The organism is Pseudomonas simiae, from assembly GCF_900111895.1.
Lineage (GTDB): Bacteria > Pseudomonadota > Gammaproteobacteria > Pseudomonadales > Pseudomonadaceae > Aquipseudomonas > Aquipseudomonas simiae.
In genome coordinates this window covers 261,237-286,722 of sequence record NZ_FOKB01000002.1, presented here as the reverse complement: position 1 = coordinate 286,722, position 25,486 = coordinate 261,237, and the positions used below count along the sequence as shown (strand labels likewise).

At 61.3% G+C, this 25,486-nt stretch carries 22 protein-coding genes and 1 other RNA gene; 4 read left to right on the top strand and 19 right to left on the bottom strand.

Features of this window, described 5'->3' with window-relative positions; all coding sequences use genetic code 11:
- Positions 1–7 precede the first annotated feature (7 nt).
- The 16 genes from ftsA to rsmI all read right to left on the bottom strand — a co-directional run bounded on the left by ftsA (position 8) and on the right by rsmI (position 17,233).
- Positions 8–1,270 carry a cell division protein FtsA gene (ftsA, locus tag BMZ57_RS07345; protein ID WP_010213031.1) on the bottom strand — a complete coding sequence of 421 codons (1,263 nt, stop codon included), beginning with the start codon at positions 1,268–1,270 and terminating at the stop codon, positions 8–10.
- 15 nt (positions 1,271–1,285) lie between these two features.
- On the bottom strand, positions 1,286–2,155 hold the full coding sequence (locus tag BMZ57_RS07340) for a cell division protein FtsQ/DivIB (protein ID WP_010213032.1): 870 nt from the start codon (positions 2,153–2,155) through the stop codon (positions 1,286–1,288).
- Positions 2,156–2,159: 4 nt separating this feature from the next.
- Positions 2,160–3,116, bottom strand: a complete 957-nt coding sequence (locus BMZ57_RS07335) for a D-alanine--D-alanine ligase (RefSeq protein WP_069672399.1) — start codon at positions 3,114–3,116, stop codon at positions 2,160–2,162.
- Complete coding sequence (gene murC, locus BMZ57_RS07330; protein WP_010213034.1) at positions 3,113–4,558, bottom strand: UDP-N-acetylmuramate--L-alanine ligase; 1,446 nt, start codon at positions 4,556–4,558, stop codon at positions 3,113–3,115. Before murC ends, BMZ57_RS07335 begins: the two co-directional genes overlap by 4 nt.
- Entirely contained in the window at positions 4,551–5,621 is a 1,071-nt protein-coding gene (murG, locus tag BMZ57_RS07325; RefSeq protein ID WP_010213036.1) for an undecaprenyldiphospho-muramoylpentapeptide beta-N-acetylglucosaminyltransferase, read from the bottom strand. Before murG ends, murC begins: the two co-directional genes overlap by 8 nt.
- Positions 5,611–6,834: a putative lipid II flippase FtsW gene (gene ftsW, locus BMZ57_RS07320; RefSeq protein ID WP_010213037.1), complete on the bottom strand. Its 1,224-nt coding sequence runs from the start codon at positions 6,832–6,834 to the stop codon at positions 5,611–5,613. The genes murG and ftsW overlap by 11 nt, the downstream gene beginning before the upstream one ends.
- Positions 6,831–8,177, bottom strand: coding sequence for a UDP-N-acetylmuramoyl-L-alanine--D-glutamate ligase (gene murD, locus BMZ57_RS07315; RefSeq protein WP_010213038.1), 1,347 nt, complete (start codon positions 8,175–8,177; stop codon positions 6,831–6,833). Before murD ends, ftsW begins: the two co-directional genes overlap by 4 nt.
- Positions 8,178–8,183: 6 nt before the next feature.
- On the bottom strand, positions 8,184–9,266 hold the full coding sequence (gene mraY / locus BMZ57_RS07310) for a phospho-N-acetylmuramoyl-pentapeptide-transferase (RefSeq protein WP_010213039.1): 1,083 nt from the start codon (positions 9,264–9,266) through the stop codon (positions 8,184–8,186).
- Complete coding sequence (locus tag BMZ57_RS07305; RefSeq protein WP_044286652.1) at positions 9,266–10,636, bottom strand: UDP-N-acetylmuramoyl-tripeptide--D-alanyl-D-alanine ligase; 1,371 nt, start codon at positions 10,634–10,636, stop codon at positions 9,266–9,268. The genes mraY and BMZ57_RS07305 overlap by 1 nt, the downstream gene beginning before the upstream one ends.
- A complete protein-coding gene (locus BMZ57_RS07300) occupies positions 10,629–12,092 on the bottom strand; it encodes a UDP-N-acetylmuramoyl-L-alanyl-D-glutamate--2,6-diaminopimelate ligase (RefSeq protein WP_021491870.1) in 1,464 nt (487 codons plus the stop codon). Before BMZ57_RS07300 ends, BMZ57_RS07305 begins: the two co-directional genes overlap by 8 nt.
- Positions 12,092–13,834 carry a peptidoglycan D,D-transpeptidase FtsI family protein gene (locus tag BMZ57_RS07295; RefSeq protein ID WP_165447909.1) on the bottom strand — a complete coding sequence of 581 codons (1,743 nt, stop codon included), beginning with the start codon at positions 13,832–13,834 and terminating at the stop codon, positions 12,092–12,094. The genes BMZ57_RS07300 and BMZ57_RS07295 overlap by 1 nt, the downstream gene beginning before the upstream one ends.
- Positions 13,834–14,127, bottom strand: coding sequence for a cell division protein FtsL (gene ftsL, locus BMZ57_RS07290; protein WP_010213047.1), 294 nt, complete (start codon positions 14,125–14,127; stop codon positions 13,834–13,836). Before ftsL ends, BMZ57_RS07295 begins: the two co-directional genes overlap by 1 nt.
- Entirely contained in the window at positions 14,124–15,071 is a 948-nt protein-coding gene (gene rsmH, locus BMZ57_RS07285) for a 16S rRNA (cytosine(1402)-N(4))-methyltransferase RsmH (RefSeq protein WP_010213048.1), read from the bottom strand. The genes ftsL and rsmH overlap by 4 nt, the downstream gene beginning before the upstream one ends.
- Complete coding sequence (mraZ, locus tag BMZ57_RS07280; RefSeq protein ID WP_003171868.1) at positions 15,068–15,523, bottom strand: division/cell wall cluster transcriptional repressor MraZ; 456 nt, start codon at positions 15,521–15,523, stop codon at positions 15,068–15,070. Before mraZ ends, rsmH begins: the two co-directional genes overlap by 4 nt.
- A 354-nt stretch (positions 15,524–15,877) precedes the next feature.
- An RNA gene (rnpB, locus tag BMZ57_RS07275) (RNase P RNA component class A) lies at positions 15,878–16,231 on the bottom strand.
- 96 nt (positions 16,232–16,327) lie between these two features.
- Complete coding sequence (gene rsmI / locus BMZ57_RS07270) at positions 16,328–17,233, bottom strand: 16S rRNA (cytidine(1402)-2'-O)-methyltransferase (protein WP_162483033.1); 906 nt, start codon at positions 17,231–17,233, stop codon at positions 16,328–16,330.
- A 176-nt stretch (positions 17,234–17,409) separates the two neighbouring features.
- Between rsmI and BMZ57_RS07265 the strand changes: the two genes are divergently transcribed.
- The 4 genes from BMZ57_RS07265 to BMZ57_RS07250 all read left to right on the top strand — a co-directional run bounded on the left by BMZ57_RS07265 (position 17,410) and on the right by BMZ57_RS07250 (position 20,856).
- Positions 17,410–19,221: a penicillin-binding protein activator gene (locus BMZ57_RS07265; protein ID WP_010213053.1), complete on the top strand. Its 1,812-nt coding sequence runs from the start codon at positions 17,410–17,412 to the stop codon at positions 19,219–19,221.
- Positions 19,221–19,592 (top strand): YraN family protein, encoded by a 372-nt coding sequence (locus BMZ57_RS07260; RefSeq protein WP_010213054.1) that lies wholly within the window; start codon positions 19,221–19,223, stop codon positions 19,590–19,592. The genes BMZ57_RS07265 and BMZ57_RS07260 overlap by 1 nt, the downstream gene beginning before the upstream one ends.
- A gap of 92 nt (positions 19,593–19,684) precedes the next feature.
- Entirely contained in the window at positions 19,685–20,278 is a 594-nt protein-coding gene (locus BMZ57_RS07255; RefSeq protein WP_021491872.1) for a phosphoheptose isomerase, read from the top strand.
- A complete protein-coding gene (locus BMZ57_RS07250; RefSeq protein WP_010213057.1) occupies positions 20,275–20,856 on the top strand; it encodes a BON domain-containing protein in 582 nt (193 codons plus the stop codon). Before BMZ57_RS07255 ends, BMZ57_RS07250 begins: the two co-directional genes overlap by 4 nt.
- Before the next feature lie 61 nt (positions 20,857–20,917).
- Here BMZ57_RS07250 and BMZ57_RS07245 read toward each other — a convergent pair whose 3' ends face one another.
- The 3 genes from BMZ57_RS07245 to BMZ57_RS07235 form a co-directional block, all read right to left on the bottom strand.
- On the bottom strand, positions 20,918–21,691 hold the full coding sequence (locus tag BMZ57_RS07245) for a YiaD family glycine zipper/OmpA-like lipoprotein (protein ID WP_021491873.1): 774 nt from the start codon (positions 21,689–21,691) through the stop codon (positions 20,918–20,920).
- 192 nt (positions 21,692–21,883) lie between these two features.
- Complete coding sequence (locus tag BMZ57_RS07240) at positions 21,884–22,528, bottom strand: MBL fold metallo-hydrolase (protein ID WP_010213059.1); 645 nt, start codon at positions 22,526–22,528, stop codon at positions 21,884–21,886.
- An 85-nt stretch (positions 22,529–22,613) separates the two neighbouring features.
- The gene (locus BMZ57_RS07235; RefSeq protein ID WP_042571671.1) at positions 22,614–25,343 is read right to left on the bottom strand and encodes a winged helix-turn-helix domain-containing protein; all 2,730 of its coding nucleotides are present in this window, start codon (positions 25,341–25,343) and stop codon (positions 22,614–22,616) included.
- Positions 25,344–25,486: the final 143 nt, after the last annotated feature.

Genomic DNA, 25,486 nt, shown 5'->3' with positions numbered 1-25,486 from the left:
TAAATCTTTAGAAGTTACCCTTGACCCATGCCTGCAACCGCTCGAACAACGGCGCTTTGGCCTCGTCGTCGCTGCGGTAGCTGTCACGGTTGCTTGGGCCCGACAGGGAAATGCCGTCGGTCTGCTTTTGCAGCCCGTACAACAGCAAGCCCACACCGGTGGAATAAATCGGGTTGCGTACCACGTCGCCCAGGCCTTTGACGCCATGGGGCACGCCCAGGCGAACCGGCATGTGGAAGATTTCCTCGGCCAACTCGACCGCGCCTTCCATCTTCGAGGTACCACCGGTCAGCACGATGCCAGCCGGGATCAGGTCTTCGTAGCCGCTGCGGCGCAGTTCAGCCTGGATCAGGGTGAACAGTTCGTCGTAGCGCGGCTCGACCACTTCGGCCAGGGCCTGGCGCGACAGTTCGCGCGGTGGACGGTCACCCACGCTCGGCACCTTGATGGTCTCGCCGGCACCGGCCAACTTGGCCAGGGCGCAGGCGTAGCGGATCTTGATTTCTTCGGCGTACTGGGTCGGTGTACGCAGCGCCATGGCGATGTCGTTGGTCACCTGGTCACCGGCAATCGGGATCACGGCGGTGTGACGGATCGCACCCTCGGTGAAGATCGCGATGTCGGTGGTGCCGCCGCCGATGTCGACCAGGCAGACGCCCAGTTCTTTTTCGTCGTCGGTCAGTACCGAGTAGGCCGAGGCCAACTGCTCGAGAATGATGTCGTCGATTTCCAGACCGCAGCGGCGCACGCATTTTTCAATGTTCTGTGCGGCGTTGACGGCGCAAGTCACGACGTGAACCTTGGCCTCCAGACGTACCCCCGACATGCCCAGAGGCTCGCGAACGCCTTCCTGGTTGTCGATCACGTAGTCCTGCGGCAGGGTGTGCAGCACGCGCTGGTCCGCCGGGATCGCCACGGCCTGGGCGGCGTCGAGGACGCGCTCAAGGTCGGCGGAGCTGACTTCGCGGTCGCGGATCGCCACGATGCCGTGGGAGTTCAGGCTGCGGATATGGTTGCCCGCCACGCCGACGAACGCCGAGTGGATCCGGCAACCGGCCATCAGCTGCGCTTCTTCGATGGCGCGCTGGATCGATTGCACGGTGGACTCGATGTTCACCACCACGCCCTTCTTCAGGCCCCGGGACGGATGCGTGCCAATACCGACGATTTCGATGACGCCGTCTTCCCCGACCTCGCCCACCAGCGCCACCACTTTGGAGGTGCCGATATCGAGACCGACGATCATTTTTCCGCTTTGCACGTTTGCCATGGGTCCTGCCTCTTCTTAATTCTTCGCGACAGCGGGTTGCGCTGCCGTGGGCGCAGCCGGTTCACGCCAGCCGACGGCAAGGCCGTTGGCGTAACGCAGGTCGACGCTCGCAATGTTCGTAATCTGTTCTTTCAAGGTCTTGTCATAGATGGCAATGAAGCGGCGCATCTTTTCCACCAAGCGGTCGCGTCCCAGCAACAACTGGATGCCCGGGCCGGAACTGCCTGCCCCGGTCGTCAAAAACCAACTGCCCCGTTCACGCAATTCCAGGCGTGCGATGGAGAAGCCCATTGGCCGCAGCATCTGGCTCAAGGCCTGGTACTGCTGCATCACTTGTTGCTGTGCCCGCTGCGGCCCGAACAGCTGCGGCAGGTGTTCATAGTTCGCCAGTTCACGCGGGGTGAACGCCTGGCCCTGGTTGTTCAACAGCGCTTCGTCCCCCCAACGGGCCACCGGCAGCTGTTCTTCCAGGCGGATCGTCACCTGGTCCGGCCATACGCGGCGGACTTCGGCGTGGGCGATCCATGGCATCTGTTCCAGCTCCGAGCGCATTCCGGCCAGGTCGATGGTAAAGAAGCTCGCCGCCAGGTACGGGCCGATGCGCTGCTGTACCGCTTGCTGGCTGATGTAGCTCAAGTCGCCCTGCACGCTGATCTTGGTGATCGGCCGGTCGGCATACGGCAACAGACGTTGCGCGCCTTCATAGGTTCCGAAGCCCAGCACCACCAGCAAAACCGGCCAGTACAGCGCCTTTAGGAAACCGAAGTTGGCTTTCGGCAGGCGCGCCGACATCGGCTCTTTAGCCACCATTCGACTGGCACCCCGCGGCACCGGCTTGCGGCTCGGTGCTTGTGGGGGCTGATGACGAAGCGATGCGCCTTTCATGTCCTTAGCCTCTTGGCTCAATGCTGTCGGCCAGGATCGCCAGCACTAACTGCTGGAAGTCCAAACCGGCCGCACGGGCTGCCATAGGTACCAAACTGTGATCCGTCATGCCCGGTGCGGTGTTGACTTCCAGGAACCAGAAATTCCCTTGGTCATCCTGCATCACGTCTGCTCGCGCCCAACCGGCGATACGCAGCGCCTCACAGGCTTTCGCCGTGAGGTCCATCAATTCCTGTTCTTTGCTTGCGTCAAGGCCGCAGGGGACCCGGTACTGGGTATCGGAAGCCAGGTACTTGGCGTCGTAGTCATAAAAGGTGTGGGGCGTGCCCAATGCGATAGGCGGCAATACCTGGCCACGCAGGGTGGCGATGGTGTACTCGGGACCCTGGATCCACTGTTCCACCAACACTTGCGAATCGTAGGTACTTGCCGCTTTCCATGCGTCGATCAATTCGGCGGCCGAGTTCACTTTGGCCATGCCGATACTGGAGCCTTCATGGGCTGGTTTGACGATCAAAGGCAGGCCCAGTTCCTTGGCGGCAGAAATACAATCGTCTTCGCTGCACAGAACACTGTGACGCGGGGTCGGAATACCCAGGCTGTGCCACACCTGTTTGGTGCGCAACTTGTCCATCGCCAGCGCGGACGCCAGGACGCCACTGCCGGTGTAGGGGATACCGGCGCACTCCAGCAGGCCTTGCATGCTGCCGTCTTCACCGCCACGGCCGTGGAGGATGATGAAGGCGCGGTCGATCTTCTCGGCCTGCAGGCGGGCGATGAAGTCATCGCCCACGTCGATGCCGAAGGCGTTCACGCCAGCGCTTTGCAGGGCGTCGAGCACGGCGTTGCCGGACTTGAGCGAGACTTCGCGTTCAGCGCTTTTGCCACCGAACAACACCGCTACGCGACCGAAGTCGGCAGGTGCGATTGTCGAGAACAGGGAGCCGTAGTCGTTGATCATTTCGACTTCCCCTTGGCCGCCGCAAACAGCGGGCTCGCCAGCAACTTAGGCGCAAGACCACCGATATCACCGGCCCCCTGGCACAGCAAAATATCACCGGCCCGCAGCAGCGGCTTGACGATGGGCGCCAGGTCCACACCACGCTCGATGTAGATCGGGTCCAACTGGCCACGCTGACGGATGCTGTTGCACAGCTTGCGGCTGTCGGCGCCCGGAATCGGTTCTTCACCGGCCGGGTAGACTTCCATCAGCAGCAGCACGTTGGCATCGGCCAGTACATTGACGAAGTCGTCATACAGGTCGCGGGTACGGCTGTAGCGGTGCGGCTGGTAGACCATCACCAGGCGGCGCTCCGGCCAGCCACCGCGTACGGCCTTGATCACGGCAGCCACTTCAGTCGGGTGGTGACCGTAGTCGTCCACCAGCATCACGTCACCACCGTCTACCGGCAACTGGCCGTATACCTGGAAACGGCGGCCCACGCCGGCGAAGCGCGACAGGCCTTCGACGATGGCTTCATCGCTGACGCCCTCGTCGGTGGCGATGCAGATGGTCGCCAGGGAATTGAGTACGTTGTGGTTGCCCGGCATGTTCACCGATACATCCAGCGGCTCGCGGTCGGGACGCAACACGGTAAAGAAGGTTTGCATGCCTTCCTGGCGCACATTGATCGCGCGCACGTCAGCGTCTTCGCTGAAGCCGTAGGTCACGGTCGGACGCTTGACCAGTGGCAGGATTTCACGCACCACCGGATCGTCCAGGCACACCACGGCCAGACCGTAGAACGGCAGGTTGTGCAGGAACTCGACGAAGGTTTTCTTCAACTTGTTGAAGTCCCCGTCGTAGGTCGCCATGTGGTCTTCGTCGATATTGGTGACCACGGCGACCAGCGGTTGCAGGTGCAGGAAGCTCGCGTCACTTTCGTCGGCTTCGGCGATCAGGTAACGGCTGGTGCCCAGTTGTGCATTGGTACCGGCTGCATTCAGACGGCCACCGATGACGAACGTCGGGTCCAGGCCACCGGCCGCGAACACGGAGGCGATCAGGCTGGTGGTGGTGGTTTTGCCGTGGGTACCGGCGACGGCAATGCCGTGGCGATAGCGCATCAGCTCGGCCAGCATCTCGGCGCGTGGCACCACGGGAATGCGACGCTCAAGGGCAGTGGCCACTTCCGGGTTGGAGGTGTTCACGGCGCTGGACACCACCAGCACATCGGCCTCGGCGGCGTTCTCGGCGCGGTGGCCGATGAAGATCTGTGCACCAAAGGTTTTCAGGCGTTCAGTGACCGGCGACTCTTTCAAGTCAGAGCCGGACACCTGGTAGCCCAGGTTCAGCAACACTTCGGCAATGCCACACATGCCCACGCCGCCAATGCCGACGAAGTGGATACGACGGATGCGGCGCATTTCCGGTTGCGGCATGGCTTTCTGATTCTCAACCATGGGCCACCTCCAGGCAGATATCCACCACAGTGCGGGTTGCGTCAGGTTTGGCCAGGCGGCTTGCGGTGCTCGCCATGCTATTGAGTCGTTCCGGTTGCATCAAAACCTCGGTCAGGCGTGCGGCCAAATCGGCGGCGCCAGTCGTTCTTTGCGGCAGCAGGAAGGCAGCGCCCTCCCCGGCCAAATATTCGGCGTTGCGGGTCTGGTGATCGTCGATCGCGTGGGGCAAAGGCACCAGCAAGGACGGCAGACCGGCGGCGGCCAGTTCACTGACGGTCAGCGCACCGGAGCGGCAGACCACCAGGTCGGCCCAGCCATAGGCATGGGCCATGTCTTTGATGAAGGGCTGTACGTTCGCCTCGACACCGGCTTCGCGATAACGCGTGGCGGTGACTTCACCGTGGTGCTTGCCGGCCTGATGGAAGACCTCCGGGCGCAATTCCACAGGGAGTTGCGCCAGTGCTTCCGGCAGCAGTTTGTTCAACGGCTCGGAGCCCAGGCTGCCGCCCATGACTAGCAGGTGCACCTTGCGCCCCGCCAGTGCTTCACGGGCGATGCCCATAAACAGTTCAGTGCGCACCGGGTTGCCGGTGGTACGCAGTTTGTCCGAGGCGCCAAAGGTCTTCGGAAACGCCTCGCACACCCGTGCAGCCAGCGGCACCAGCAGGCGGTTGGCGGTACCGGCGACGGCGTTCTGCTCGTGCACGATCACCGGTACACCGGCGAGCTTGGCGGCGACACCACCAGGACCGGTCACATACCCACCAAAACCGAGTACACACACCGGCTTCAGTTCACGAATCACTTTGCGCGCCTGCCACACCGCCTTGAGCAATACGAACGGCGCCTTGAGCAGGGACAACTTGCTCTTGCCACGCAAGCCGGTGACGTTGATCAGGTGCAGCGGCAAGCCGGCATTCGGCACCAGTTCGTTTTCGATGCCACGCGGCGTGCCCAGCCAGTGCACGGAGTAGCCACGGTCCTGGAATTCCCTAGCACAGGCCAACGCAGGGAACACATGGCCCCCGGTGCCACCCGCCATGATCAGCACGTTAGCGCCCATGGGGTGGCTCCTCGGCAAAATCGCTTTCGCTGAATTCCATCTCTTCGCTGCCCAGGTGGGTTCGACTCTCCCACTCGATGCGCAGCAACAAGCCCAGGCACGCACAGCAAATCACCAACGAACTGCCGCCGTAACTGAGAAACGGCAAGGTCAGGCCCTTGGTCGGCAGCAGGCCGACGTTCACACCGATGTTGATCAGGAACTGGCCGATCCACAGGAACGACAAGCCGTAGGCCACATAGGCGGCGAAATACTGTTTGGCCTTCTCGGCCCACAAGCCGATGTACATACCGCGCACACACACGAACACGAACAACGCAACGGTGCACAGCGAACCCACCACGCCCAGCTCTTCGGCGAGTACCGAGAACACGAAGTCGGTGTGCGCTTCCGGCAGGTAGAACTGCTTCTGCACGCTGTTGCCCAGGCCCACGCCCAGCCATTCGCCGCGACCGAAGGCGATCAGCGCCTGGGTCAACTGGTAGCCGGAACCGAACTGGTCGGCCCACGGGTCGGTAAAGGTAATCAGACGGGCCATCCGGTAAGGTTGCGCCTGCACCAGCACCGTCACAGCGGCCACGGCCAGCACCACCATCAAGGTGAAACGGAACAGACCGACGCCCCCCAGGAATAGCATCGCTGCGGCCGCGCCCATCATCACCACGGTGGCCCCGAAGTCGGGCTCCATCAGCAACAGGCCGGCCATGGGCAGCAGTACGATGAACGGCTTGAAGAAGCCCATCCAGCTTTCGCGTACTTCTTTCTGGCGACGTACGAGGTAACCGGCGAGGTAGATCACCACAAACACCTTGGCGATTTCCGACGGTTGCACGTTGAACGCACCGAAGCCGATCCAGCGCATCGAACCGTTCACCTCGCGTCCGATGCCGGGCAGGATCACCATGATCAGCAAGCCGAACGCACCGATCAGCATCATCCAACCCAGGCGCTGCCAGGTGGCGATAGGGATCATCATAGTGACGATGCACGCGCCGAGACCGATCACCAGGTACACCAGGTGACGGATCATCATGTACAGGGTGTTGCCCGACTGCACGGCGGCCACTTCGGAAGACGCCGAAGTGATCATCACCAGGCCCAGGCCCAACAGCGCCAGGCAACCGGCGAGCATTGGGAAATCGAGGTCGATACCGCGCCCCGTGATGATCGGCGACGGGTAGGGCTTGATGATGTTCCGAAAGTCGATACTCATGCCAAGGCCTCCACGGCGCGGGCGAACAGCTGGCCGCGCTCTTCGTAGTTCTTGAACATGTCGAAGCTGGCGCACGCCGGCGACAGCAGCACCGCATCACCTGGCTGGGCCAGGGCCTTGCACTGAGCGATGGCGTCGTCCAGGGACGTGGCGCGCACTTGCGGCACCGCGTCGCCGAGGGCGGCGGCGATCAAATCGGAGTCGCGCCCCATCAGCACCACGGCACGGCAATGTTCGGCAACCGGGCCTTTAAGGTCCTTGAAGTCGGCACCCTTGCCGTCGCCACCGGCGATCAGCACCAGCTTGCCTTCGATGTCGGCGCCGAGGCCTTCGATGGCCGCCAGGGCCGCACCGACATTGGTGGCCTTGGAGTCGTTGTAATAGCTGACGCCGTCAAGATCGCGCACCCATTGGCAACGATGTTCCAGGCCACCGAAGGTACGCAGGGCCGACAACATGGCGTCGAACGGCAGCCCAACGGCATGACCCAGTGCCAAGGCCGCCAGGGCGTTGGACTGGTTATGGGCGCCACGGATTTTCAGCTCGCGCACCGGCATCAGGTTCTGGAATTCGAAGGCCAGGTATTTCTCGCCGTTCTCTTCGCGAATACCGAAGGCCTTGAAATCAGGTTTGCCCAGGCCGAAGGTCCAGCACGGCAGGCCCTCGCCCATCAACGGACGGCTCAACGCATCTTGACGGTTGACCACCACCTGCTTGGCGCCACGGAAGATCCGGTGCTTGGCCAAGTGATAGGCCGGCAGGCCGCTGTAGCGGTCCATGTGGTCTTCACTCACGTTCAACACGGTGGCCACTTCGGCGCCGAGGTCGTGGGTGGTTTCCAGCTGGAAGCTCGACAGCTCCATCACGTACAGCTCGACGTCGTCGCTGAGCAGGTCGAGTGCCGGCGTGCCCAAGTTGCCGCCTACGGCCACACGTTTACCGGCCGCAGCCGCCATCTCGCCGACCAGGGTGGTCACGGTGCTTTTCGCGTTGGAACCGCTGATAGCCACGATCGGCGCCTGCGCGTTACGTGCGAACAGATCGATGTCGCCGGACAGTTTCACACCACGGGCGGCGGCGGCTTGCAGGGCCGGGGTCGCGATGGCGAGGCCGGGGCTCACGTAGAGCTCATCGGCACGGCACAGAAACTCGACATCCAGCTCGCCACAACGCACTTCCACGTGCGGGTAGTCACGGCGCAGCGTGACCAGCTCCGGTGGATTTTCCCGCGTGTCGGCCACGGCAAACGGCTTGCCCCGGCTCGCCAGGAAGCGAACCAGGGACATGCCGCTCTTGCCGAGGCCGACAACGATGCGGAAGTGGTCTGAAGCGATCAGGGACACTCGTTTCTACCTCAGTTTCAGGGTGGCAAGGCCGATCAACACCAAGATCACGGTGATGATCCAAAAACGGACGATCACACGTGGCTCAGGCCAGCCCTTGAGTTCAAAGTGGTGGTGAATCGGCGCCATGCGGAACACGCGGCGTCCGGTCAATTTGAAGGAAGCCACCTGGATGACCACCGACAGGGTTTCCATCACGAACACACCGCCCATGATGAACAGTACGATTTCCTGGCGAACGATCACCGCGATGGTGCCCAGGGCCGCGCCCAGCGCCAGTGCGCCGACGTCGCCCATGAAGACTTGTGCGGGATAGGTGTTGAACCACAGGAAACCGAGGCCGGCACCGATCAGCGCGCCACAGAACACGATCAGCTCGCCTGCACCCGGTACATAAGGGATCAGCAGGTACTCGGCGAATTTCACGTTACCCGACAGGTAGCAGAAGATGCCGAGCGCGCCGCCCACCATCACTGTCGGCATGATCGCCAGGCCGTCGAGGCCGTCAGTCAGGTTGACCGCGTTGCTGGAGCCGACGATCACGAAGTAGGTCAGCACCACGAAGCCAATGCCCAGTGGAATGCTGGCGTCCTTGAGCATCGGGATGATCAGGGTGGTTTCCACCGCGCTTGGCGCGGTCATGAACAGGAACACCGCTGCGCCCAGGCCGAACACCGATTGCCAGAAATACTTCCAGCGGCTTGGCAGCCCCTTCGAATTCTTCTCGATCACCTTGCGGTAGTCATCTACCCAGCCGATGGCGCCGAACAGCAGCGTGACCAGCAACACGGTCCACACGTAGCGGTTGTGCAAGTCGGCCCACAGCAAGGTGCTGATGCCGATGGACGACAGGATCAACGCACCGCCCATGGTCGGGGTGCCGGATTTGGACAGGTGCGACTGCGGGCCGTCATTACGAACCGATTGACCAATTTGCAGGTTCTGCAGGGTGCGGATCATCCACGGCCCCAGGAACAGCGACAAACACAACGCAGTCAGCACACCCAGGATCCCGCGCAGGGTCAGGTACTGAAAGACCGCGAAGCCTTTGTGGAACTGTTGCAGATACTCAGCCAGCAGCAGCAGCATTAATGTTTCTCCGTACTTGAGCCACACAAGGCCGCGACGACGTTTTCCATCACCGCGCTGCGCGATCCCTTGATCAAAATGGTTGTATGTTTGTCATGTTCAGCCGCGGTCAGCGCCTGAATCAGCTCGGCCTGGGTCACAAAATGTCGGGCACCAGGGCCGAATACTCTGACGGCGTGGGCCATGTTCGGGCCGACGGCATAAAGCGCGTCGACTTTGCCGGCGGCGTAAGCGCCGACCTCGCGATGGGACTGTTCGGCCCAGTCGCCCAGTTCGGCGATGTCGCCCAGCACCAGCACCTTGCGGCCTTCGAAGCTTTTGAGCAGGTCAATGGCAGCGCAGATAGAGGACTGGTTGGCGTTGTAGGTGTCATCGATCACGCGCATGCCGTTGGTGGCCAACTGCGCTACGGTGCGCCCCTTGACCGGCTGCACCGCACCCAGGCCCGTGGCGATCCCGAACAGCGACACGCCGAGGGCGTAGGCGGCTGCAGCGGCGGCCAATGCATTGGCGACGTTGTGGTTGCCCAGCAGGTTCAGTTGCACATGTTCGTTGCCTTGCGGGGTGTGCAAGGTAAAGGACGGGCAGCCACGCGCATCAACGGTGATGTTGGACGCATGGAAATCCGCCGCGGCGTTGAGCACGGCAAACGTCAGGACCTTGCGACCGGCGGCGCGTACACGCCAGGTTTCGAAGGCCTTGTCGTCGAGATTCAGCACAGCGATGCCCGAGGCATCGAGGCCTTCGAGGATTTCACCCTTGGCCTCGACGATTTTTTCCGGGCCGCCGAACTCGCCGACATGGGCGGTACCGGCGTTGTTGATGACCACCACGTGAGGCTTGGTCAGCGCCACGGTGTAGGCAATTTCGCCGACGCGCGACGCGCCCAACTCGATAACCGCCGCCGTGTGTTCCGGGGCCAGTTCAAGCAGGGTCAACGGGGCACCGAAATCATTGTTCAGGTTGCCACGGGTGGCGTGCACCGGGCCGCGCGTGCGCAACACGCCGGCAAGCAGCTCCTTGACCGTGGTCTTGCCGCTGGAGCCGGTAATGGCCGCAACGGGATTGGTAAATGCGGCACGGTTCAACGCACCCAGCTGGCCGAGGGCCAAACGGGTGTCGGCGACCAACAGTTGCGGCAGTGTGGAGTCCGCCACTGCGCGCTGCACCAAGGCGCCGACGGCACCTTTGGCGGCGACTTCATTCAGGTAGTCGTGACCATCGAAGCGCGGGCCCGTCAGTGCGACAAACAGTTGCCCCGGCTTGATGTTGCGGCTGTCGATACTGACGCCGTCGAAGCTGCAATCGCTCGACAGCACGCGGGCCGACAGGGCCTGGGTCAGTTCGCTGAATTTCATCGCTTTAAGCATGGGCGATCTCCCAGGCGGTCAAGGCGTGATCGGCCTCGACCAGATCGGAGAAGGCGTGGCGCTCGCCGTTGATTTCCTGATAGTCCTCATGACCTTTACCGGCCAGCACCACCACGTCGTCAGCACCGGCGCTGGCGATCAATTGGGCGATGGCTACACCGCGCCCGGCGACAAACGTGGCCTTGGACACGTCTTTGAAGCCGACACGGATGTCGTCGAAAATCTGGCCCGGATCTTCGCTGCGAGGGTTGTCGTCGGTGACAAGCACGCCATCGGCCAGACGCTCGACGATCTCGGCCATCAACGGACGTTTGCCGCGATCGCGATCGCCACCGCAACCGAACAGGCACAGCAGCTTGCCCTTGGCGTGTGGACGCAGCGCCACCAGGACTTTTTCCAGGGCATCGGGCGTGTGGGCGTAATCGACCACGACCAACGGCTGTTTGCCGCCACCCAGGCGCTGCATGCGACCGACCGGGCCTTCCAGCTTCGGCAGTACACGCAGGATTTCGTCGAGGGCGTACTCCAGGCCGAGCAACGCGCCGACGGCCGCCAAAGTGTTACTCAGGTTGAAGCGACCGAGCAGGCTGCTGCGCAAATGATGCTCGCCCTGAGGCGTCACCAGCGTGGCGCGCACACCTTCATCATTGAATTGGGCTTCGCGGCAATACAGGTACGCGCTGGCGTCTTCCAGGCTGTAGCTGATCAAGCGCGATTCACGGTCTTCGGCAGCCAGCTGGCGGCCGAATGCGTCATCCAGGTTTACCACGCGGCACTTGAGGTCGTTCCAGGCAAACAGCTTGGCCTTCTCGGCAGCGTAGGCTTCCATGGTGCCGTGGTAATCGAGGTGATCGCGGGACAGGTTGGTCATCACCGCCACATCAAACGCCAGCGCAGCAACGCGGCCCTGGTGCAAACCGTGCGACGACACTTCCATGGCAACCGCCTTGGCGCCGGCCTTTTTCAGGTCGGCCAGGGTCGCTTGCACAGCGATCGGATTCGGCGTGGTGTGCAGGCCGCTTTGCAGCGCGCCATAGAAACCGGTGCCCAAGGTGCCGACGATGCCGCAATGCTGGCCCAGCAGGTCAAGCGCCTGCGCAATCAATTGGGTCACGCTGGTCTTGCCGTTGGTGCCGGTGACGCCGATCAGGTTGACCTGGCGGCTCGGGTCGCCATAAAAGCGTCCGGCAATGTCAGACAGCTGCGCAGCCAGGCCTTTGACCGGAATCAATGGCACGTCAGTGATCGGCAGCACGGTGGCGCCTTCCACTTCATAAGCCACGGCAGCCGCACCGCGTTGCAAGGCATCCGCGATGTGCGCACGGCCATCGAACTTACCACCCGGCACGGCCAGGAACAGGTCACCGGCACGTACATTACGACTGTCCAGGCTCAGCTCGCGGATCAACAGATCGCGTCCGGCATGGGCAAAAATCTTGTTCAGGCTAAGAGACATCAGCCGCGCCCTCCATTGGCTTTTACAGCAGCGGCCGGTGGACCGGCGTTCGCTTGTTGGGTCGGCGGCAGGTTGTCCGGCGTGATGTTCATCAGGCGCAGGGTGCCGGACATCACTTTGCTGAACACCGGCGCCGATACCAGGCCACCGAAGTAACCGGCTTTGCTCGGCTCATCGATCACCACGACGATGGCGTAGCGTGGGTCGCTCATCGGGCCGAAGCCGGCGAACAGCGAACGGTAAGAGTTTTCGGCGTAGCCTTTTGTGCCCACCGACGTTTTACGAGCGGTACCCGACTTGCCCGCCACGTGATACGCCGGCACCTGGGCACGGAATACGCCGCGCGGTGCCTCGATCACTTGTTGCAGCATGCCTTGCATGGTCTTGGCGACGTTTTCCGGAATCACCTGGGTGGCTTTCGGCGCTTCGTCGACATGGATCAGGCTCAGCGGAACCATCCGGCCATTATTCGCCAATACAGAGAAAGCGTGAGCCAGTTGGATCGCGGTCACGGACAGGCCGTAGCCGTAGGAAAGCGTGGCGGTCTCGGCCTTTTTCCAGTCGCGATAGTTGGGCAGGTTGCCCACGCGCTCGCCTGGAAAATCGAGGCCGGTGGGTTGGCCCAAACCGATTTTCTGCGCCAAGTGATAGATGGTCTCGCCGCCGATATCGAAAGCGACCTTACTCATGCCCACGTTACTGGAGTTGATCAGGATACCTGTCAAATCCAACACCGGGCCTTCGGTACGGGACACGTCACGAATGGTGTATTTGCCCAGTTGCAAGGTACCTGGGTACACCTCGACCTTGTCGCTGGGTTTCCAGCGCCCGGTTTCGAGGGCGGCACTCATGGAGATCGCTTTCATGGTCGAGCCCGGCTCGAACACGTCGATCATGGCGCGGTTGCGCATCATCGCCGGCTGCAGATTGCGACGGTTATTAGGGTTGTAGGTCGGCTGGTTGACCATGGCGAGGATCTCGCCGGTCTTCACGTCCATGATCACCAGGCTGCCGGCCTTGGCGCCATTCTCGATGATCGCGTTACGCAGCTCGCGGTTGGCCAGGTATTGCAGGCGCAGGTCAATGGACAACGCCAAGGGCTTACCGGCCTTGGCGTTCTTGGTGACTTGGACGTCCTTGATCAGTCTGCCGCGCCGATCCTTGATGACTTGGCGTTTGCCAGGAACACCGGCAAGCCATTCATCGTAGGCGAGTTCCACGCCTTCACGGCCGTGGTCATCGATGTCGGTAAAGCCCACCATGTGCGCGGTGGTTTCACCGGCCGGGTAAAAACGACGGAATTCCTCGATGCCGTAGACACCGGGGACTTTAAGGTCGAGCACCTGCTGACCTTGTTCAGGCGTCAAGCCACGAACAAGGTAGATGAATTCTTTATTGGCCTGGGCTTCGAGGCGCTCGGCCAAGGCTTTCGGGTCCTGGCCCAAGGCAGCAGCAAGCGCCGGCCAACGGTCCTTGGCCACCTGCAGTTCCTTGGCGTTGGCCCACAGGGTGGTCACCGGCGTACTGACGGCCAGAGGCTCGCCGTTACGGTCGGTGATCAGGCCGCGGTGTGCAGGAATCGGGATGTGTCGCAGGCTACGGGCGTCGCCCTGGCCGATCAGGAAGTCCCGGTCGACCACTTGCAGGTCAATGATCCGCCAGGCAATCGCACCCACCATCAATGCCAGCAAGCCGAGCATCAGGCGGAAGCGCCATGGGTAGAGTGCGCCCTCGAGTTTCATCATGGCGCCACCATGCGGACTTCAGCCGCGCCAGGAATATGCATTTTCAGCTGTTCGGTGGCCAGCACTTCGATACGGCTATGGGCCGTCCAGGTGCTTTGTTCGAGGATCAACCGGCCCCACTCCGCTTGCGCCTTGTCACGCACACTCAATTCCCCATACAGGGTATTCAGCAACTGACGGTTGTAGTGGGCGCTGTACGACACCGCAATCGCGGAAATCAGCACGCCGACAAACAGCAGCAACATGAAGAAGCTGCCGCCCGGGAGGGGCTTGGCGAAAAGCTTGCTCACCGCAACTTCTCCGCGACGCGCATAACGGCGCTGCGGGAGCGTGGGTTGGCCTTGAGTTCGGCTTCGGAAGCGAACTGCGCTTTGCCATGGATTTTGATTTTCGGCACAAAGGCCTCGAAACGTACCGGCAGGTTGCGCGGCAGGTTGTCGGACTCACCCTTGACCAGGCGACGCATGAACAGTTTGACGATACGGTCTTCCAGGGAGTGGAAGCTGATCACCACCAGGCGACCGCCCACTTCCAACGCCTCGAGCGCAGCCTCGAGGCCGGCCTCCAGGTCGCCCAATTCGTTGTTGACGTGAATACGCAGGCCCTGGAAGGCTCGGGTTGCCGGGTTCTTGCCCTTTTCCCAGGCAGGGTTGGCGACTTTCAGTACTTCGGCCAGGTCGGCTGTGCGTTCGAACGGCTGGATTTCACGGCGCTCAACCACGGCACGGGCCATGCGGCCAGCGAAACGTTCTTCACCGTATTCCTTGAACACACGGGCGATTTCTTCCACTGGCGCGGTCGCGATGAACTGCGCGGCGCTGACGCCACGGGTCGGGTCCATGCGCATGTCGAGCGGGCCATCGTTCATGAAGCTGAAGCCGCGTTCGGGGTCGTCGAGCTGTGGCGAGGACACACCCAGGTCGAGCAAAACCCCGGCCACCTTGCCCGCCATGCCGCGCTCCGCCACTTCGGCGCCCAGCTCGGCAAAGCTGCGCTGCACAACGACAAAGCGGCCGTCTTCGGCCGCTAGCGCTTGCCCGGTGGCAATCGCTTGAGGGTCTTTGTCGAACCCGAGGAGTTTGCCGTCAGGCCCGAGCTGGCTGAGTATCAACCGGCTATGCCCGCCTCTGCCGAATGTGCCATCCAGATAGCAGCCATCCGCGCGTACGGCGAGAGCCTCAACGGCTTCGTCAAGCAGTACGGTGATGTGGTTAAAGCCGCTATCAATAGTCACAGGATCAAATCACGCAGTTCATCAGGCATGGCGCCCGGTTGTTGAATAGCAGCCAGGTCAGCTGCAGAAACAGCATCCCAGGCATCTTCGTCCCACAATTGGAACTTGTTCAGTTGGCCGACCAGCATTGCGCGCTTATCCAGCTTGGCGTACTCGCGCAGACGCGGAGGCACCAGGAAACGACCGCTGCCATCCAACTCGAGGTCGACGGCATTACCAATCAGCAAACGCTGCAGGCGGCGGTTTTCTTCACGCAATGAAGGCAGCGCGCGCAATTTGGTTTCAATCAACTCCCACTCATCGAGGGGGTAAACACATAAACAAGGGTCAACGGCATCGATAGTGATGATCAACTGTCCGGAACTTCGCGAAATGAGCTCGTCACGATACCGGCTCGGCATGGCGAGACGGCCTTTTGCATCGAGACTGATAGCGTTAGCTCCGCGAAACACAGATGCGTTTCTCCAAATTTTAGCGTTTTACGTTCAAAAAACCCACTTTGTGCCACTTTCCGCCACTTGCGCACACTATAGGAATGCGCCCACCACACCGTCAAGGCGCGGATTCAAGGAAAAGCCTTACAGAACGGAGATTTAGGAGCGTAAACGGAGGAGAAAACCGAGTTCGACGATGTTTTTGGCCCAACAAGCACAGATAGCTCAAAGAGCTATAGCTCGAAGTTAAAGTAATTTATTAAGAGTAAGATTTTTTTGGTATTACGAAGATGCATCTGCCAATCATTCGGCAGGGAGGGATTCTTGCGTTACTACCGGTTTTCTGCCCGAGATTCGGACAAAAGGAAAAAGGTGGAGAGTCGATCTGTAAGCCGGGTTCTGTCTTGAACAGTCATTCGTCTACGATGGCCATCACTGGACATCTTTAGCAACCTACCCGGTCCCAGCGCGGGCCACGCCTTGGGACCCTATTTGGTCTTGCTCCAAGTGGGGTTTACCTAGCCACGAACTGTTGCCAGACGTGCGGTGCGCTCTTACCGCACCTTTTCACCCTTACCGGCACCGAAGTGCTTAGGCGGTTATTTTCTGTGGCACTTTCCGTAGGCTCACGCCTCCCAGGCATTACCTGGCACTTCGCCCTATGGAGCCCGGACTTTCCTCCCCCCCCTAATTTTCATAGAGGGCAGCGACTGTCCAATCGACTCTCCGCCGCGAAGGTTAACGGCACGGCGGACTTAGGACAAGTAATAAAAGTTCAGAATTGCCATCACGTTCAGACGGAATACAGGTTTGACACCGGAACTATTCGGCCTTCTGCTTATCCAGTGCCGCTTGATACAAGAGGTTCTTGCGCACGCCGGTAATCTCCGCCGCCAGGGCTGCTGCACGCTTGAGTGGCATCTCCTTGAGCAGTAGATCCAGAATACGCATCGGCTCGCTGCCCACGGCGTCCTCGTCCTCTGGCGCCGTCCAGCCCGCCACCAGCACCACACACTCGCCGCGCTGCTGATTACTGTCGCCCTCGACGAACGCACGCAGCGCTTCCAAAGGCAGGCCCTTGAGGGTTTCAAAGGTCTTGGTCAGCTCACGCGCCAGCAGCGCCAGGCGTTCGCCGCCAAACACCAGCTCCATATCCTGCAGGCATTCAAGGATTCGGTGGGGGGCTTCATAAAAGATCAACGTGCGCGGTTCTTCCTTCAGTGCTTGAAGGCGCGCACGACGCCCTACAGCTTTGGCTGGCAGAAAACCTTCAAAGATGAAACGGTCCGACGGCAGGCCCGCCGCCGATAACGCAGCGATCAGCGCGCACGCGCCCGGAACAGGCACTACATTGATACCAGCGGCCCGCGCCTGGCGCACCAGATGGTAGCCAGGGTCGGAGATCAGCGGCGTGCCTGCGTCAGAGATCAGCGCCACATCGTCGCCGGCCAGCAGGCGTACGATAAAGCGACTGCCCTCCTCGCGCTCGTTGTGCTCATGGCACGCCGCTAATGGCGTGCTGATACCAAAATGCTGCATCAAGCGCTGGGAGTGACGAGTGTCTTCAGCCGCGATCAATTTAACCTCGCGCAACACTTTCAGTGCCCGAGCACTGATGTCGTCCAGGTTGCCAATGGGCGTCGCCACGACAAAAAGCGAGCCTGCAGTGGAATTCAAAGGACCTGGAGCAGTCAAAACGCACACCTCGATGGTTGGCAAAAGCGACATTGTAGCGCGTAGGCGCCTTGAAAATATGCCATCACGGCCGATGCCTTTTCAGCCGTTTTACGCCCGTTGCAACATTTGCACGACCTAAATCGACGGTTTCACGCCAGTAACATCGCGCCTGGGCCAGTGCTTGGGTACAATTCCACGCTAATTTGATCGGTATCAGGAACACTTACATGATCGCTTGCCTGCGGCTGCTCTCCGCCCTCTGCCTCGCTGCCTTGCTGGCCGCCTGCGCCAGCTCGCCCTCGTCCAGCCTTGGCGACCTTCCACGGACCCCGGACGCCAGTATCGAGCAACTGCTCGAACAGGCCACCACCGCCAAGACGCCAGAAAAGGCCGCATTACTGCGCCTGAGTGCGGCAGACATGGCCTACAAGCAGAACAACCCTGGCCGCTCGTCGCAGATTCTTGCGCAGGTGTCCCTGGATGTCCTCAAGCCAGCCGCGCAAGTTTTTGCCAGCACCCTGGCCGCTGAACTTGCCATGGCGCGCAACCAGCCCAAGGCCGCGTTGACCGCCCTGAACCACCCAAGCCTGCAAAGCCTGAAGGACCTGCCGCCCGAGCAGCAGATCCGCACCGCCAGCGTACACGCCCGTGCTTATGAAGCCGATGGCCAGACCCTGGCCGCCGCCCGTGAACGTGTCGCCATGGCCCCACTGCTCACGGGCGATGCCGCCAAAAGCAACCACGAAGCTATCTGGGTATTGATTGCCGCCCTGCCGGCGGAACAGTTGCAGGCCAGCGGCAACCCGACGCTCGACGGCTGGATTACCCTGGCCCAGGCAGTCAAGGGCGCCGGTACGCTGGAGCAGCAACAGGCTGCCATCGACACCTGGCGTGCGCAGAACCCGGGCCACCCGGCTGCCGTGCAACTGCCAACGCCACTGACCAAGCTCAAGGAACTGGCCAGCCAGCCCCTGACCAAGATCGCCCTGCTGCTGCCACAGGATGGCCCGCTGGCCTCCGTCGGCAAGGCACTGCGTGAAGGCTTCATGGCTGCGCACTACCAGGCTGAACAAGCCGGGCAGAAGCCACCAGTGATCGAGTTCTATGACAGCTCGCGCCTCACCTCCCTCGACGACTTTTACGCCAAGGCCCAGGCTGCAGGCGTACAACTGGTAGTCGGCCCGCTGGAGAAACCGCTGGTCAAACAGCTCAGCGCGCGCCCACAACTGCCGATCACCACCCTGGCACTGAATTACAGCGAGAGCGATCGCAGCCCGGCGCAACTGTTCCAGTTCGGCCTGGCCGCAGAAGACGAAGCTCGCGAAGTATCGCGTCGTGCGCGTGCCGACGGCCTGCACCGCGCTGCAGCAATGGTGCCCCGTGGCGAGTGGGGCGAGCGTGTCTACAAAGCCTTCCGCCAGGACTGGGAAGCCAATGGCGGCCAGGTCATGGGGGTTGAGTACGTCGACCAGCCGGTCGCCCTCGCCCAGCAAATTGCCGATCTGTTCCAACTGCGTAAAAGCGAAGGTCGCGCCAAGAGCCTGCAAAGCACCGTTGGCACCGACGTCGCGGCGCAACCATCGCGTCGCCAGGACATCGAGTTCATCTTCCTGGCCGTGACCCCGCAACTGGCCCAGCAGATCAAGCCGACCCTGAACTTCCAATACGCCGGCGATGTGCCGGTGTACGCCACGTCCCACGTGTTCAGCGCCAGCGGCGACAAGAACCAGTACCTGGACATGACCAATGTGATGTTCTGCGAAACCCCTTGGCTGCTCAACACCACCGACCCGCTGCGCAATCAGGTTGCCGCTCAATGGCCGCAAGCCAATGGCAGCCTGGGTCGCCTGTACGCCATGGGCGTCGATGCCTACCGCCTGGCGCCACGCCTGGGGCAACTCAAGGCATTGCCGGACACCCGAGTTGACGGCTTGTCGGGCAGCCTGGGCATCAGCACCACCCAGCGCGTTGATCGCCAGATGCCATGGGCCAAGTTCGTCGGCGGTGAGATCCAGCGTCTGCCGGACACCCCGCGCTGATGCCCGAGCGGTCCAGCGCACAAAGTGGCAAGGATGCCGAACTACAAGCTCTGAAGCACTTGCAACAACAGGGTCTGCGCCTGCTGGCGCAGAACTGGTTATGTAAACGTGGCGAGCTTGATCTGGTCATGCTTGACGGCGATACAGTAGTATTCGTCGAAGTCCGCTACAGAAAACACGCACAATGGGGTGGCGCACTCGCCAGTATCGACGGGCGCAAGCGTCAAAAGCTGATACTGGCCGCGCAGTTTTTCCTGCAGAAAGAGCATCGCTGGGCCGACGCCCCCTGCCGTTTCGATGTGGTTGCCATAGAAAGCACACCGTCTGGTCAAGCTGATCTGAACTGGCTCAAAGATGCCTTCGACAGCTGATTCGCCGGACATCTTCACCACACACTTTTGCTCTTTGCTTTGCGGGCTGCACATTCCTGTGCCAAACAGCCGCGCTACTTAAGGTCACACAGATGGACATGCAATCCAGAATTCGCCAGCTTTTCCAGGCCAGTATCGACACCAAGCAACAGGCGATGGACGTACTTGCACCGCACATCGAGCAAGCCAGTCAGGTCATGGTCAACGCCTTGCTCAATGAGGGCAAAATGCTTTCGTGCGGCAACGGCGGTTCGGCCGGCGATGCCCAGCATTTCTCGTCCGAGCTGCTCAACCGCTTCGAGCGTGAGCGTCCGAGCCTGCCGGCTATTGCCTTGACCACCGACTCGTCGACGATCACCTCGATCGCTAACGACTACAGCTACAACGAAATCTTCTCCAAGCAGATCCGCGCCCTGGGCCAACCGGGCGACGTGTTGCTGGCGATTTCCACCAGCGGCAACTCGGCGAATATTATTCAAGCGATCCAGGCCGCACATGATCGCGAAATGATTGTCGTAGCATTGACCGGACGCGATGGCGGCGGCATGGCCTCACTGCTGCTGCCTGAAGACGTGGAGATTCGCGTCCCGGCCACAGTCACCGCACGTATCCAGGAAGTCCACCTGCTGACGATCCACTGCCTGTGCGATCTGATCGACAGCCAACTGTTTGGGAGTGAAGAATGACCGTTAACCGCCTCAGCCTTTTAGCCATCACCCTGTGCCTCGCTATCAGCGGCTGCAGCACGGCCATCACTGCAACACGCGACACCCCTATTCAGGATGACAAGGGCACCCGCACTTTCGGCAGCAAGATCGATGACTCGCTGATCGAAACCAAGGTTGAAGTCAACGTTGCCAAGGCCGCACCGGACCTGGGCAATGGTGCTTCGCGCATCGTCGTGACCAGCTTTAACGGCGTCGTGCTGCTCGCTGGCCAGACGCCACGCGCCGACCTCAAGGCCCAGGCCGAGCAAGCCGCCGCCGCCGTACAGCGCGTGAAGAAGGTACACAACGAGCTGCAAGTGATGAACCCGATCACCCTGCTGGCCATCAGCAACGACGCGCTGCTGACCACCAAGATCAAAGCGCAGATGCTCACCGATAACGCGATCCCTGGCTCGCGCATCAAGGTCGTCACCGACAACGGCATCGTCTACCTGATGGGCCTGCTCACCCAGGCCGAAGCCACTCGCGCAGCCAACCTGGTGCAGGGTGTTTCCGGTGTGCAGAAAATCGTCAAGGTCTTCGAGTACATCGATTGATGTAACCGACAGCCACAAAAAAGGGCGCCTTACTCAGGCGCCCTTTTTTATTCACGAATGTTTACTGGTACTGCGAGTACGGATTGCCCTGGAACTGGTTGTTCTGTTGTGGCGCCTGTTGCTGGGCACCTGGCTGTCCGTACTGTTGGCCAGGAATCGGGCCGAGGTTCACTTCCACACGACGGTTCTGGGCACGGCCGTTGACGTCGGCGTTGCTGGCAATCGGGTTATCCGGGCCGGCACCGCGGGCGCTCAGGTTGGCGCCGTTGACGCCTTGGGAAGTCAGGTAGTTGGCTACGCTCTGAGCACGGCGCTGGGACAGGTCCATGTTCAACTGGCGGCTACCGGTGCTGTCGGTATAACCGACGATCTGGATAGTGTTCTGATTGAACTGCTTGAGCGAGTTGGCCAGGTTGTTCAGCGGCTGGTAGAAGCTGCTGGAAATCGCGTCCGAGTTGGTCGCGAAGGTGATGTTGCCTGGCATGATCAGCTTGATCTGGTCACCCTGGCGCTGAACTTCAACACCGGTGTTGGCCATGCTTTCACGCAGTTTCTTTTCCTGCTGATCGGCATAGTAGCCGTAACCCGCGGCACCGGCACCCGCAACGACGGCGCCGATCAGCGCGCCCTTGCCACGGTTGTTGTGATCGATGGCCGCACCGGCCAATGCGCCGGCCAGGGCACCCAGGCCACCGTACTTGGCAGTCTTGCTCATACCGCCGGATTCATTACTCGCCTGTCCCTGGCTGCTGCCGTCATAAGGGTTAGGGGATGCGCAGCCGGACAACAAAGCTACGCAGGTAGCGACAACAAGCAGACGACGCGAAGTGAACATGGGGGGAGCTCCTACTTTTGCATTCTATGGTGCAAAGGACATTGGCAATGGACCTGTGCCGAGTTTGGAACGCGACAAACGGCAAAAATTCCGTGACTACAGAAACCGTAGCAGACGCTCACTGAACACGACCTGAGTTTTTGCTACAAGGTTTGCTTGTTATAGAACGCGCTCTGCCCGGCAATGAACCCTTCACGCCCGCACAAATGGGTTCTCACGCATTTCATCGCCCAGCCGGGTATCCGGCCCGTGGCCGGTCACTACCGTCGCGCCCTCGTCCAAGGTATACAGGCGCTGCTTGATCGAGCGCACGATGGTCGCCTGGTCGCCGCCCCACAAATCGGTGCGCCCGATACCGCGACGGAACAGTGTGTCGCCGGCAATCAGCAGCTTGGCGTCGGCAAACCAGAAGCTCATCGACCCAGGCGTATGGCCGGGTGTGTGCAACGCCACGCCACAGCCACAGGCCAACTCTTCATCATGTTCCAGCCAACGATCCGGCGAAGGTACAGGGGTATAGGGCACGCGAAACATCTGGCATTGCATTTCCAGATTGTCCCAAAGGAATTGATCTTCTTTGTGCAGGTGCAAGGTGGCACCGGTCTTCTCCTTCAACTGGCCGGACGCCAGGAAGTGATCCAGATGGGCATGGGTGTGGATGATGCTCACCACTTTCAGTCCCAGGGCATCGAGCCGCGCCAGGATCAGCTCATGGTTGCCGCCTGGGTCGACCACGATGGCCTTTTTGCTGACGGGGTCGCCGATGATGGTGCAGTTGCACTGCAGGGGGCCGACGGGGAAGGTTTCGCGGATGAGGGTCGGCTTGGCGGTTTCCATTCTGGGTCCTGTCGTGCAAATGAAATAACGTTTCCGGGCGAACATCGCCGGAATAAGTGCACTATTAAAACAGACTGGAGTATCCCTAGCCGATCAACCTCAGCTCTTGGGCCCTCGCCACTGCTTGCGTACGACGCTCTACACCCAGCTTGCTGTTGATGTGGCTCGCGTGAGTCTTGACCGTGTGCAGGGAGATAAACAGTCGATTGCTGATTTCCTGATTGGAGCAACCTTGAGCGATCAATTGCAGCACCGCCAGCTCCCGCGCGCTCAAGGTCTCATGGGTAGAAGCCGCTTCCACCACGACTACCGCCGGTAACAGCGCCAGCAGACTCTGGCTCAGCAGGCCGTGAGGATCTTTGGCCAGCTGCTCACGCATCCAGTCCGGGTGGGTTTCCAGCAATCGCTGGAAGGGTTGCAAAGCCCCGCCTATGCCGGCCTCAAGGGCCTGGGTAAACACTGAACGCGCCTTTGTCTCCTGCCCCTCCTCCAGCAACAGTTGCACCCGTTGGGTCAGGGCCATTAACGCGATCATCTGACGCCCGCTGTTATGCGCCTGCAGCGCCAGCTCTTCGAGACGCTGCAACGCCGCCGCAGGTTGGTGGCGAGTGGCGTCCAACGCAGCCTGTTGCAGCCCGATATGCTGCGGCAGGTGCGGGTGAAACTCCGGCGCGGCAGCGGCGTGTTCGCCATGGTAAGTTTGCCCCAGGCGCGTCAGCCAGGCGTCGGCCAAGTCGGTGCGGCCCTGGGCCAGCCACAGCTCGCACTTGATCAGGGTGATCATCGCCAGGTAGTAGATCGGCGGCACATCCCAGATATGCATCAGGCGCTCAGCCTCGGCGAGTTCGGCAAAGGCTTTGGGGAAGTCACCACGACGCCCTTCGAAATTGGCGATCACACAATGGCCGATCAACACGCTGATATCGCGACAAGCTCGGGCTTCGGCGAGGCCGGCACGCAAACGGGCGAGGCCGGCGTCGGGCTGGAGCCGCACCAGCAGCAGAAAACCTTCGTAGAGCGACAACCGCGCACGCACTGCATACAAGCGCTGCGGCGCCAAGCCGTGCAGGCGTTGCAAGCCCTGGCGGACTTCATCCAGGGAACGCAGGATCTCACCGCGCGCTTGCAACACTCGCGCGCGGTCGTAGTGGGCCAGGGCTTCGAACAATGGGTTGCCGACGCGCTGTGCCAGCTCCAGGGATTCACGGTTCAAGCCACGTGCACGCCAGAGGTCGGCATCGACAATGGCCAGGTTGGACAGGGTCGACAAGCACATCAACCGCTGGCCGTAACGCCGTTGTGGCAAGCTCTCCAGGGCCTCGCTGCAATAGCGCTGGGTCAGCTCGCGATCGCCCCGGCCGCGGGCGATGATCCCGCTCAGGGCCAGCCACTGGGCCAACATCGATTTCTGCGCGGTAGCCGACGGCGCCGGCAGGAAGCGGCTGAGGTAGCTGGACAGTTCTTCCGCTGCATCCAACTGGCAGGCCAGGCCCAAGGCCCAGCTGTAGAGCACGATCAAGCGCGGCGTGCTGATCAGCAGGCTGTCGGGCAAGTCCATTTTCCAGCGCAGTAGCATGCCGACATTCTGCTCAGCCAGCAGTTGTTCTTCAGACAGGTTCTGTACCAGGTTGGCCGCCACGTCCAGATGGCCGGCGCGCAGCGCCTGCTCCACCGCTTCATCGATCAAGCCTTGGGCATTGAACCAGCGACACGCACGCAGGTGCAGGCTGGCCGCCGGCAGAACGTGACTGCTGGCGCGCCGTGTGCGCAGCAAATCAGAAAAAAGATGGTGATAACGGTACCAATGCCCTTGGTCGTCCAGTGGCACCAGAAACACTTGGTGCGCCTGCAGGTAACGCAGGATTTCGGCACTGTCGTGGGCTTCACGCACCGCGTCGCAGAGTTCGCTGCAAAATCGATCCTGAGGGGCGGTGTCGTACAAAAACGCCTGCACGTCGGCCGGCAGGCAGTCGATGACTTCTTCCAGCAGGTAATCGCGGATGAGCCCTTCGCCGCCGTGCAGGCTCTGCGGCAAGGCGCCGTCGCTACCGGCTTCAGAGGCGGCCAACAGCCAGAAACGCAGGCCGGCGACCCAGCCTTCGCTGCGGCGGATCAGGTTATCGAGGGCTTCACCTTGTAGGGAATTGCTGTGGCGATCCAGCACTGCCAGTGATTCGTCGTGAGTCAGGCGCAAGTCCTGTTCATGCAGCTCCAGCAGATGACGCGACAACCGTAGCCGCGCCAGATGCCAGTCCGGACGCTGGCGACTGGTAACCAACACCACCAAGCCGTCAGGCAAATGATTGAGGAAAAACTGCAGGCAGCGGTCGAGCACCGGCCCTTGGGCCAGATGGTAATCATCCAGCACCAGCAACAGCGGCGCACGGGTGGACAGGTGGACAGCCAGTTCATCGAGCAGGCCATCCAGCCACTCTTCAAAGGCAAAGGGTTGGTGACGCTGACGCATTTTCAGCAGGCCCAGGGATTGGGCGCCGAGTTGCGGAAAGAATTGCTGCAAGCCGTCGAGCAGGCGTTCGAGGAAACGCCCGGGGTCGTTGTCCCGTGGGCTCAGGCCCAGCCACAGGCTTTGCCAATGGGCCGGCAGGCTCTGGCAAAACTCCACCGCCAACGAACTCTTGCCAAACCCAGCCGGTGCGCTGACCAGCAGCAAGCGCCCTTCCAGACCAGCGCTCAGGCGTTCGCACAGGCGAGGGCGCAGCACGTAGCCGTCAGGCAGAGGTGGCCTGTAGAAGCGACCTTCCAGGGTCGGAATGACCGTGCTGGCAGGCCCTTGGATTCGGGACAGATCAGTCATCGCCGGGCTCTTGTAGAAGGCTGTTGTCGGCATTGCAGATGTCCGCAGACTAGCGGTAAAAGCGGCGGGTTTGTAGATCTTTGCAACATTTGCCTGAAAAAGAACTGCGACAAAAAATGTGGGAGGGGGCTTGCCCCCGATGG